At 66.1% G+C, this 11,549-nt stretch carries 8 protein-coding genes; 6 read left to right on the forward strand and 2 right to left on the reverse strand.

What is annotated here, in order from left to right; translation table 11 throughout:
• The first annotated feature begins 209 nt into the window (after window positions 1-209).
• The 5 genes from HV701_RS24395 to HV701_RS24415 all read left to right on the forward strand — a co-directional run bounded on the left by HV701_RS24395 (window position 210) and on the right by HV701_RS24415 (window position 6,855).
• The gene (locus HV701_RS24395) at window positions 210-1,817 is read left to right on the forward strand and encodes an ABC transporter substrate-binding protein (protein ID WP_175135582.1); all 1,608 of its coding nucleotides are present in this window, start codon (window positions 210-212) and stop codon (window positions 1,815-1,817) included.
• Window positions 1,818-1,973: 156 nt separating this feature from the next.
• A complete protein-coding gene (locus tag HV701_RS24400) occupies window positions 1,974-2,945 on the forward strand; it encodes an ABC transporter permease (RefSeq protein WP_175135583.1) in 972 nt (323 codons plus the stop codon).
• 11 nt (window positions 2,946-2,956) lie between these two features.
• Window positions 2,957-3,883 (forward strand): ABC transporter permease, encoded by a 927-nt coding sequence (locus HV701_RS24405; protein ID WP_175135584.1) that lies wholly within the window; start codon window positions 2,957-2,959, stop codon window positions 3,881-3,883.
• Window positions 3,884-3,890: 7 nt separating this feature from the next.
• Window positions 3,891-5,618 (forward strand): dipeptide ABC transporter ATP-binding protein, encoded by a 1,728-nt coding sequence (locus HV701_RS24410; protein ID WP_175135585.1) that lies wholly within the window; start codon window positions 3,891-3,893, stop codon window positions 5,616-5,618.
• Between the two features lie 28 nt (window positions 5,619-5,646).
• Window positions 5,647-6,855, forward strand: a complete 1,209-nt coding sequence (locus HV701_RS24415) for a metal-dependent hydrolase family protein (protein ID WP_175135586.1) — start codon at window positions 5,647-5,649, stop codon at window positions 6,853-6,855.
• A gap of 43 nt (window positions 6,856-6,898) precedes the next feature.
• On the opposite strand, the gene HV701_RS24420 is transcribed toward HV701_RS24415, so the two are convergent.
• Window positions 6,899-8,335, reverse strand: coding sequence for a YdgA family protein (locus HV701_RS24420; RefSeq protein WP_175135587.1), 1,437 nt, complete (start codon window positions 8,333-8,335; stop codon window positions 6,899-6,901).
• Window positions 8,336-8,478: 143 nt separating this feature from the next.
• Window positions 8,479-9,951, reverse strand: coding sequence for a YdgA family protein (locus HV701_RS24425; protein WP_175135588.1), 1,473 nt, complete (start codon window positions 9,949-9,951; stop codon window positions 8,479-8,481).
• Between the two features lie 300 nt (window positions 9,952-10,251).
• Here HV701_RS24425 and HV701_RS24430 point away from each other — a divergent pair.
• On the forward strand, window positions 10,252-11,549 hold a 1,298-nt coding region (locus HV701_RS24430; RefSeq protein WP_175135589.1), incomplete at its 3' end, for a DEAD/DEAH box helicase.

Raw genomic sequence — 11,549 nt, forward strand, 5'->3', positions numbered from 1 at the left:
CCAATCCAAACCGATTGACGCTTAAACGAATCGATCGATAAGATTCGTTCTACATCGGTGTGGTCCTTCCCGCCATGACAATCACAAGGGGTTGGATCTGCCGTGAACCGCCTTTCCTCGTAAGCAGCAACGCCATGCCCCGGCTCCCCATGGGGCCAGGGCCCGATCACTTCTGTCGCGCAATCCGCGCATTACGGAGCATGAGGGCTATGCGTACTCTTCCCTATCTGAAACAAGCGGCACTGGTGGCGGCCCTGACCGCCTCGCTGGCATTCAGCGCCGGCGCCGCCGCCAAGACCTTCCACTGGGCATACCAGGGCGACGCCACCTCGATGGACCCGATGGCCCTGAACGAGACCTTCACGCTGGGTTTCCAGGGCAACATCTACGAAACGCTGGCCGGATATGACGGCAACCTGAAACTGACGCCGCTGCTGGCCGAGAGCTGGGAAAACCCCGAGCCCACCAAATGGGTCTTCAAGCTGCGCAAAGGCGTGAAATTCCACGACGGCTCGCCGTTCACCGCCGACGACGTGATCTTCTCCTGGAAGCGCAGCCTGACGCCCGGCTCCGACATGAAGGGGTATGGCGCCAAGGCCTCCGACATCAAGAAGATCGACGACTACACCATCGAAGTCACCACCCCGACGCCCAATCCGATCCTGCCGCGCGAATGGGTGTTTCTCTACATCATGAGCAAGTCGTGGGCGGAGAAGCACAAGACCACCGAGGCCACCAACGTCAAGGGCGACAACCAGGGCAACTACGCCAACCTGAACGCCAACGGCACCGGTCCGTTCATGCTGGTCTCGCGCCAGCCCGACGTGAAAACGGTGCTCAAGCGCTACGACGGCTACTGGAACAAGAACATCAAGACCAACATCGACGAGGTCATCTTCCAGCCCATCACGCAGGAAGCCACGCGCGTGGCCGCGCTGATCTCCGGCGAGATGGACCTGGTGCAGCCGGTGCCGGTGCAGGACTGGAAGCGCCTGGAAGACGCCAAGGGCGTCAAGCCCTTGACCGCACCCGAAGCCCGCGCCATCTTCATCGGCATGGACCAGGCGCGCGATGAATTGCTGTTCTCGGACGTGAAGGGCAAGAATCCCTTCAAGGACCCGAAGGTGCGCGAGGCGGTGGTGCTGGCCGTGGATACCAAGGCCATCAACGAGAAGATCATGCGCAACGCGGCCAAGCCGCTGGGCTCCTTGATCGCCACCTCGATCAATGGCTACGACGAATCGTTCGGCGCGCCCTACAAGCCCGATCCCGCGCGCGCCAAGAAACTGCTGGCCGAGGCCGGCTATCCGAAGGGCTTTACCGTCACCATGGACTGCCCCAACGATCGTTATGTCAACGACGAGAAGGTCTGCCAGGCGGTGGCCGGCATGCTGGCGCGCGTGGGCATCAAGATCAACCTGCTGGCGCAGACCAAGTCCAAGTATTTCGGCAAGATCCTGCTGCAGGCCGGCAACCAGACCAGCATGTACATGCTGGGGTGGACGCCCAGCTCGACCGACGCGCACAACACGCTGCTGAACCTCACCGCGTGCCGCGACGCCAAGACCGCGGCGGGCCAGTTCAACCTGGGCGGCTACTGCAACAAGAAGGTCGATGCGCTGATCGCCAAGATCGGGGTCGAAACCGACCAGGCCAAGCGCAACGCGATGATCAAGGAAGCCTTCGGCATCGTGCGCAGCGACTACGGCTACCTGCCGCTGCACCAGCAGCCGATGTCGTGGGGCGTGAAGGACAACATCAAGGTCACCCAGCGCGCCGACGACGTGCTCGACCTGCGCGACGTGGTCCTGCCTTAGTACCCGGGCGCCGCGCCTGGCCGGACGGCATGCGCGGCGCCAAGTTGATGCGACCCCCGCGGCGGCGCCAGCCGCCCGGGCGCGCCCGGCCCAGCCCCGCTTGCCGCGACCGGCAATGCGCGGCCCGGCGTTTTCCGACCAAGAGGGCATCCAACCATGCTTTCCTTTATTGCGCAGCGGCTGATCCAGTCGGTGCTGGTGATGTTGACGGTGGCGCTGATCGCGTTCTCCATGTTCCGCTATGTCGGCGATCCGATCGCCAGCATGGTCGGGCAGGACACCACGCCCGAACAGCGCGATCAACTGCGTGAACAGTTGGGTCTGAACGACCCGTTCGTCGTGCAATACGCCCATTTCGTCGCCAACGCCGTGCGGGGCGATTTCGGCATTTCCTATCGCCATCGGCGGCCGGTCAGCGAACTGCTGGAAGAGCGCCTGCCGGCCACGCTGGAACTGTCGCTGGTATCGGCCCTGATGGCGCTGGTGCTCGGCATTCCCATGGGTATCTACACCGCGCTCAAGCGCCATGGCGTGTTGTCCAAGACGTTCATGGCGATCTCGCTGGCCGGGATCTCGCTGCCGACCTTCCTCATCGGCATCCTGTTGATCCTGTTCTTTGGCGTGCAACTGCGCTGGCTGCCCAGCTTCGGACGCGGCGATGTGGTCCAACTGGGCTGGTGGACCACCGGCTTTCTGACCAAGTCCGGCCTGCTGGCGCTGATCATGCCGGCGATCACGCTGGCGCTGTTCCAGATGACCCTGATCATGCGGCTGGTGCGCGCCGAAATGCTGGAGGTGCTGCGCGCCGACTTCATCAAGTTCGCCCGCGCCCGCGGCCTGCCGGAACGGCTGATCAACTTCCGCCACGCGCTCAAGAACACCATGGTGCCGGTCATCACCATCACCGGGCTGCAGCTCGGCTCCATCATCGCTTTCGCCATCATCACCGAAACCGTGTTCCAGTGGCCTGGCATGGGCCTGCTGTTCATCCAGGCCATCAGCATGGTGGATATCCCGGTGATGGCCGCCTACCTGGTGCTGATCGCCTTCATGTTCGTTGTCATCAACCTCGTGGTCGACCTGCTGTATTTCGCCGTCGACCCGCGCCTGCGCGTGCAGAGCAAATAAGGGAACCCTCCATGAACGCCCGCATCGCTCCCTTCTTCGCGCGCGCCGCCGACAGCGACCTCTGGCACAGCTTCAAACGCTCGCCCGGCGCCATCATCGCCGCCGCGGTCACGCTGACCATCCTGCTGGGCGCGCTGTTCGCGCCGGTGATCGCGCCGCACAATCCCTTCGACCTGGCATCCCTGGACATCATGGACGCCAACACCCCGCCGGCCTGGCAGGAAGGCGGCAGCCCCGCCTTCCTGCTCGGCACCGATGACCAGGGCCGCGACATCCTGTCGGCGATCCTGTATGGCTCTCGTGTCTCGCTGCTCGTGGGTTTCGCGTCGGTGCTGTTCTCGATGGTGCTGGGCGTCACGCTGGGCTTGATCAGCGGCTATGTCGGCGGCCGTGTCGACAGCTTCATCATGCGCATCGCCGATGTGCAGCTGTCGTTCCCCGCCATCCTGGTGGCGCTGCTGATCGACGGCGTGGCGCGCGGGCTGCTGCCGCGCGACATGCACGACGAACTCGCGCTGTACGTGCTGATCTTCGCCATTGGCATTTCGGGCTGGGTGCAATACGCCCGCACCGTGCGCGGCTCGACCCTGGTCGAACGCCACAAGGAATACGTGCAGGCGGCGCGCCTGATCGGTATCGGGCCGGTCACCATCCTGCGCCGCCACATCCTGCCCAACGTCATGGGGCCGGTGCTGGTGATCGCCACCATCCACCTGGCCATCGCCATCATCACCGAAGCCACGCTGTCATTCCTGGGCGTGGGCGTGCCGCCGACCGCGCCGTCGCTGGGCACGCTGATCCGCATCGGCAACAGCTACCTGTTCTCGGGCATGTGGTGGATTTCCATCTTCCCCGGCATCGCGCTGGTCGCGCTGGTGCTGTCGGTCAATCTGCTGGGCGACTGGCTGCGCGACGCGCTCAACCCCAAGCTGCGCTGAGGACGTCATGGCCCTGCTGAACATCGAAGACATCCGCATCGAGTTTCCCAGCCGCCGCGGCACCCTGGTGGCGGTGGACGGCGTATCGCTGGCCCTGGAAAAGGGCGAAATCCTGGGCGTGGTCGGTGAATCCGGCGCCGGCAAGTCGACCATCGGCAACGCCGTCATCGGCCTGCTCGAAGCGCCCGGCCGCCTGGCGGGCGGCGCGGTGCTGCTCAACGGCGAACGCATCGACACGCTGACGCCGGCGCAGCAGCGCAAGGTGCGCGGCCGCCGCATCGGCATGATCTTCCAGGACCCGCTGACCTCGCTCGACCCGCTGCAGACCGTGGAAAGCCAACTGGTCGAGACCATGCTGGTGCACCTGGACCTGACGCACGACCAGGCCAAGCAGCGCGCGGTGCAGTTGCTGGAGCAGGTCGGCATCGACCAGCCCGAGCTGCGCGTGCAGCAGTATCCGCACCAATTCTCGGGCGGCATGCGGCAGCGCGTGGTGATCGCGCTGGCGCTGTGCTGCGAGCCCGAGGTCATCATCGCCGACGAACCCACCACCGCGCTCGACGTGTCGATCCAGGCGCAGATCCTGGAGCTGCTCAAGAAGCTCTGCCGGCAGGAAGAGGTCGGCATGATCATCATCACGCACGACATGGGCGTGATCGCCGACGTGACCGACCGCGTCGCGGTGCTGTACCACGGCAAGCTGGTCGAGCAGGGCCCGACCGCCAAGATCCTGGGCGACCCCGACCACCCCTACACCCGCAGCCTGATCTCTGCCGTGCCACGGCCCGACATCAAGCTCAAGCGGTTCCCGCTGGTGACCTACATCGAGGACGTAAAGACCCCGGCCCAGCCGCTCGACCTGGCCACGCACTGGCTGGGCCAGCGGCGCGACTTCGGCGTGAGCAGCGACGGACCGCTGGTACAGGTACGGGACCTGAGCATGCGTTTCGTGCTCAAGAATGCCCTGCTCAAACGCAACCAGCGCACGCTGGACGCGGTCAAGCGCGTCAATTTCTCGATCGGCGAGGGCGAGGTGTTCGGCCTGGTGGGCGAGTCCGGCTCGGGCAAGTCGACCGTGGCCCGGCTGATCTCGGGCCTGTATACACCCAGCGCCGGCACGGTGAACTTCGGCGGCACGGACCTGACCGCGCTCAAGGGCGAGAAGCAGCTCAACCCGTTCCGGCGCCAGATCCAGATGATCTTCCAGGATCCGTTCTCATCGCTCAATCCGCGCATGCGCGTGCTGGACATCGTGGCCGAACCGATCCGCTTCCACAAACTGGCGGCCAGCGAAGCGGAGGCGCGCCGCGTCGTCGCCGACCTGCTCGACGTGGTCGGACTGGGCGATCGCGCCGCCGAACGCTTTCCGCACGAATTCTCGGGCGGGCAGCGCCAGCGCATCTGCATCGCGCGGGCGCTGGCCACGCGGCCGCGCTTCCTGATCTGTGATGAACCGACCTCGGCGCTGGACGTGTCGATCCAGGCGCAGATCCTGAACCTGCTCAAGGATCTGCAGGAACAGCTCGGCCTGACCATGCTGTTCATCAGCCACGACCTGCCCGTGATCCGCCAGATGTGCGACCGCGTGGGCGTAATGCGCTACGGCGAACTGCTGGAAGTGGCCGAGACCGAGGCCCTGTTCGAGCATCCGCAGCACCCCTACAGCCAGCACCTGCTGGGACTGATGCCACGGCTGCAATCCATGTCCCGCGCGGGACTGGAGGTGGCCGGTTGACCCCGGCCGACACGACGAGGAGCAAGACATGAGCGCGTTGCCACAGACCCTGTTCATCGGCGGCAAGGTATTCGATGGGCGCGGCGCGATACTGCCGGACCACGGCGTGCTGGTAGAGGGCGCCCGGGTGACCCGTGTGGCCCCGGCGGCCGAATTCACCGGCTTTGCCGGACGCCGCGTCGACACCCGCGGCATGACGCTGATGCCCGGCATGGCCGACTGCCACGTACACCTGGTCTATACCGGCGGCGCCGACCCACAGACGCAGATGTCCAAGCAAGGTCCGGCGCAGATTACGCTGACCGCGCTGGAGAACGCCCAGGCCGCGCTGCGTGGCGGCTTCACGGCGCTGCGTGACTGCGGCGGCAAGGATTACCTGGAGTTCGGCGTGCGCGATGCCATCGCGCGCGGCGTGTTCCCGGGTCCGTCCATCAAGGCCTCGGGGCGCATCATCTGCATGACCGGCGGCCACGGCAACCGTATCGGCCGTGTCGCCGACGGCTGCGAAGAAGTGGTCAAGGCGGTCCGCGAGCAAGTCCATGCCGGCTGCGACCTGGTCAAGATTATGGCCACCGGCGGCGTCATGACGCCGGGCGTGAGTCCCATGGACGCGCACTACAGCTTCGACGAAATGAAAGCCGGCGTGCACGAAGCCAAACGTTTCCGCAAAAGCACGGCCAGCCACGCGCAAGGCACGCAGGGCATCCTGAACGCGGTGCGCGCCGGCATCGATTCCATCGAGCACGGCATCTTCATGGACGAGCAATGCCTGAGCGAAATGCTGGCGGCCGAAACTTATCTGGTGCCGACCATCGCCGCGGTGCGCAACATCGTCGCCAATGCCGACAACGGCATCCCCGCCTATGCGGTGGAGAAGGCGCGCGCGGTGGAGCAGCGCCACCGCGAATCGATCCAGATGTACTACAAGGCCGGCGGCCGCATCGCGCTGGGCACCGACGCCGGCACGCCGTTCAATCTGCACGGCGAGAACGCAATGGAGCTGGCCTACATGGTGGAGTTCGGCATGACGCCGGTCGACGCGCTGGTTGCCGCCACCTCGCGCGGCCACGACCTGATGGGCATGGATGGACATGGCGTGGTGGAACAGGGCGCCGTGGCGGATCTGCTGCTGGTGCAGGGCGACCCGAGCGAGGACATCATGCGCGCTGCCGACAAGCGCTTCCATGTGGCCGTACTGCGCAACGGCGAAGTGATGGCGGGCGCCTTGCCCCATTGATACCCGGCCTTGGCGCCCGGCCGGGCGCGCCGCGGCATCGCGCTTACGGGACGCCGCGCGATATCAGCAAGGCCAGAAAGCGCTCGACCGGCATGCGCTCGCCGTTGACGTCCACGTCGCCCCCCTGATAGCTCAGGCTCGCGACCAGCCTGCCGTCGTCCAGGCGTCCCCACGGGCCGCGCAGAACCTGGTCACGCAGGCCGTCAGCCTGTTGGCGCGCTGCGTCACGCGCAAGGTCCTCGGCGATACCGCCGGCCTGCAAGCGTGCCGCGATCAGGTCGGCCAGACTGGCAACCGGCATCGACAATCGGATATCGAGCTGGCGCACGGCTTCCTTGACGACTGCGGCCGGCGAGCGATTCCACAGCGTCGGCGCGGTCAGCCCCAGGTCCAGCTGCAAGGTCGCGGCCCCGCTGGCGGTCTCGACCCGTAATGACGACACCGAAACCTGCGGCTGGCCCAGCAGGAATTTCATCAAGTAGCCGGCCCCCACCATTTTGGCGCTCAGATCGCCGCCGTCCCGGGGTTGCTCCAGGCTCTCGCGGAACGCACGGAACGAGACCAGATCCAGATTGTTGGCGCTGGCGTCCAGGCGCAGGCTGGCGGCGCGTTGGCCGTTCAAATCGACACCAGCGATCCGCAGGGCCAGCGCGCCGCGCTTGGCGGTATCGGCGCCGCTGGCATCGGCGGTCACGGCGACATCGTGCAGCGTGACCGGCTTGCCATCGATATCCAGGGTCCATTGTTTCAGGCTTGCGCGGGTCTGGCTGGCCGCGGTCCCGTCGTCGGCGCGGGTCATCTCGTGCGCGATCGACAAGTCCTGCAAGGCCAGCCGGCGCATGCGGTCCGCCCCCGCCTTGGTGAACGGCTCGGCCAGGTCGACGTGATCGGCGCGGAGTGCCACCGCGACGTGCTTGCCGCCCCCGGCAAGCTCGGCCTGGAGGGTCAGGCCCGAGAAATTGAAGCGGGCCGCGCCGCGCACCCGCTCCAGCGGCGCCAGGGCCAGGGAAGCGGTAATGTCGCGGCCATAGCCCGCCACCGCGCTAGCGGTCAAGGGAATGGCGCCGCGGGCGGCGGCGAACCAGGGCTCGACCGCAGGCGTGGACACCAGCTCCGCGCGGGCGGCCGTCATGACCGGGATCAGATTGCCGCGCGACAGGCGTTGCCAGGGAAACGGCCCATGCGCCAGGCGCACCACGAACTCGACGTCGCGCCCTGCCGCGGCGGCGCCGTCGCCGGGTGACGGCTGCGCTTTCAGGCGGTAGCGCGCCTGCGACGCGAACACGCCGCGCTCGTATGACACCTGCTCGAACGACAACGATTCGTCCAGCGATGCGCCAAGCTGACGCACCTGCTGGTTGACGCTGTCGGCCAGCCGCGTCATGCCGCTCTCCAACCGCTTGCCGGTCACCCATGCCGCACCGGTCCAGATGGCGCCCAGCGCCAGCACGGCCACACCGGCAGCTACCCATTTCCTCATGACGCTCGCCCCTCCCGAATCAGGCTCGCCGGCGCAGGTCGGCGCCCGCCCGCGGCCGCATGAAAAACGGGCCGCCGCGCCCGATGGCGCCGCGGCCCGCATGAGGCGCCGGCCTCACGCCGGCGCCAGGTTCGGATGGCGCCTCAGCGCATGCCACCCATCGCACCGCTCATGACCATCATCATGAACTGCTGCAGCGGCATTTTCTTGCCATTGAAATCCACCTGGCCGTCGGCGTAGTTCAAGTAGGAAACGATGTTGTCGTTTTCCGTCTTGGCCACGCCCATCGCGACCGCCATGGTGCCGATCATTTCGGCCTGACCCTTGGCGGTCGTGGCGGCGCGATCGGCCGGCACGCCGCGCATCTGCGGTTCGATCGCCATCAGGTCGGCCAGGTTGCCCTTGGACAGCACCAGCTTGGCATCGAGCTTGCGGATGGCTTCCATGGCCAGGTCGCTGGCCGGCTTGTCGGTCGAAGCCGGCTTGGCCAGGTCCACATCCAGGTTGAAGGTCGAGGTACCGTTGGCCGTGCGCACCTGCAACGGCGACACCGACAGGCTGGGCTTGCCGGCCAGCAGCAGCTCGACGTTGGTCTTCAGGATCTGCTGCTCTTCGGGCGTGAACTCGGGCTTGGGCTCATTGCCGTCGGCTTGCATCATGCGGCGCGAGGAGGCTTCATAGACCTCGTTCAGCGCCTTGAGCGCCTTGGGGTCCATGTTCTTCAGGCCAATCGCCAGCTGCAGGCCCGCCATGTCCTTCTGCTGGACGTTGATCATGCCGAAGTCCAGCACCATCTTGGCGTTCACGCCGGTATCGGCCTCGGCCAGGTCCACGCCGATGCTGGTGTCCTTGAACAAGACCGGCGGCTTGGTCTTGGACGTGATGGCCCATTCCTTGAAGACCAGCTTCTGGCTGCCCATGGCAATGTCGTTCTTGCCCGGCGCCAGGTCGCTGTCGAGCGTAATGCCTTTGACCGCCATGCCCACGATATCGCTCTCGCCAGCCGGGCCGGCCAGCGCCAGGCTGTCGCTCTTGAGCGCCAGGATCGCATGCTTGGTGTTGGTATCGAAGTCGACATCGCCGGTCATGCCGGAGAAAGTCAGCTTGGTCTGGTTGCTGGTGGCTTCGGCGGGGGCCAGGTTGAACGTGCCGGAGACACGCTTGCCATAGCTGACGCTATAGGCGCCAGACAGTGGCGTGGCGCCCTTGGTGGCGGCGAACCAGCCCTTGACCGCCGGGGTTTCCTCGATCTGGAAGCGGCTCGCGACCATGGCCGGCGCCAGCTTGCCGGAAGCCAGGTTGCTGAACGGGAAGGGACCGTGCGACAGATGCTCGACGAACTGGATCTCGTGTTCCTCGGCGGGCTGGCTTCCCTTGGCGGGCAGCGTGAACTTCACGCGGTAGCGCTCGGTCGAGGAAAACACGCCGCGTTCGAACGACATCAGTTCGATCACCGGCGTCATGCCCCATTTTTCGCCGAACTTGCTCAGTTCGGCGTTGCCGTCTTCGATCGACTGCTTGACGAACGCCTCGGCCTTCTGGCCGGTGTACCAGGCCGTGCCGGTCCAGATTGCGCCCAGTGCAACGACCACACCCGCTATTGCCGCCTTTTTCATAGCAACCCTTAATTCTTTTGATGGAGGTAAGCCGTGGGATTATAGGGAGGACTGCCTAGGGATTACACTGATTTCGTTCATATTTCGTGCAAAATGTTACCCGGCGATACTGTTGCGACCGCCCCGCCTGCCCAGGCTGCGCATCGGCTACAATGGCTGTGCGTGCTTTGCCAATCTGCACGCGTCCGCTAGGCACTTCGCCGCCAAGCTTCGCCCCCTGGGGCGCTTCCCTTTTCTCCTTATTCGTCCGCCTGGATTGGAGTCTCTCAACTTGAGCGACGGGCTGCCGCTGGAGTTGTTTTGACTACCTCTTCCTCTTTCGCCGACCTCGGGCTGGCCGATTCCCTGTTGCGCGCCATTGCCGATACCGGCTACACCGCACCCACCCCCATCCAGGCCCAGGCGATTCCGCAGGTGCTGAAAGGTGGCGACCTGCTGGCCGCCGCCCAGACCGGCACCGGCAAGACCGCCGGCTTCACCCTGCCCATCCTGCACCTGCTGATGCAGCGCAAGCCGGAGGCCCGCAAGGCCGGCCGCCCGCGCTGCCTGATCCTGACCCCCACGCGCGAACTGACCGCGCAGGTCGCCGAATCGGTGCAGACCTACGGCAAGCACACCGCGCTGACGTCCATGGTGATGTTCGGCGGCGTCAACATCAACCCGCAGATCTCCGCGCTGCGCAAGCCGCTGGACATCCTGGTGGCCACCCCCGGCCGCCTGCTGGACCACTGCGGTCAGAAGACCGTCGACCTGTCCGGCGTCGAGATCCTGGTGCTGGACGAAGCCGACCGCATGCTCGACATGGGCTTCATCCGCGACATCCGCAAGATCCTGGCCCTGTTGCCCAAGCAACGCCAGAACCTGCTGTTCTCGGCCACCTTCTCGGACGAGATCCGCGCGCTAGCGCGCGGCGTGCTGAACAACCCGGGCGAAGTCTCGGTCACCCCGCGCAACACCGCCACCGAACTGGTCACCCAGACCGTGCACCTGGTCGAACAGCACCACAAGCGCGACCTGATCAGCCACATCATCCGTGAAAGCGGCTGGCACCAGGTGCTGGTGTTCACCCGCACCAAGCACGGCGCCAACCGCCTGGCCGAAAAACTGGTCAAGGACGGCCTGACCGCCGCCGCCATCCACGGCAACAAGAGCCAGTCGGCCCGCACCCGCGCGCTGGCCGGCTTCAAGGACGGCACCGTGACGGTGCTGGTGGCCACCGACATCGCCGCCCGCGGCCTGGACATCGACCAACTGCCCCAGGTGGTGAACTTCGAGCTGCCCAACGTGCCGGAAGACTACGTGCACCGCATCGGCCGCACCGGCCGCGCCGGCGCCACCGGCGCCGCCGTCTCGCTGGTCGACAACAGCGAAATCAAGCTGCTCAAGGACATCGAGCGCCTGATCAAGAAGACCATCGAGCGCAAGCCGGTGCTGGACTGGACCCCGCCCGCCACCAGCGCCGCGGCCTTCGAACGCCAGGAACGCGACGAAGATGCGCGCCAGCCGCGTGGCGGCGGCCGTAACGGCGGCCGTGGCGGCAATGCCGGCGCGCCCCGCTCGCGCCCGGCCAACGCCGCGCCGCGTAGCGCCAATGGCGG

Origin of the sequence: Achromobacter pulmonis (assembly GCF_902859765.1) — a bacterium.
Lineage (GTDB): Bacteria > Pseudomonadota > Gammaproteobacteria > Burkholderiales > Burkholderiaceae_B > Achromobacter > Achromobacter pulmonis.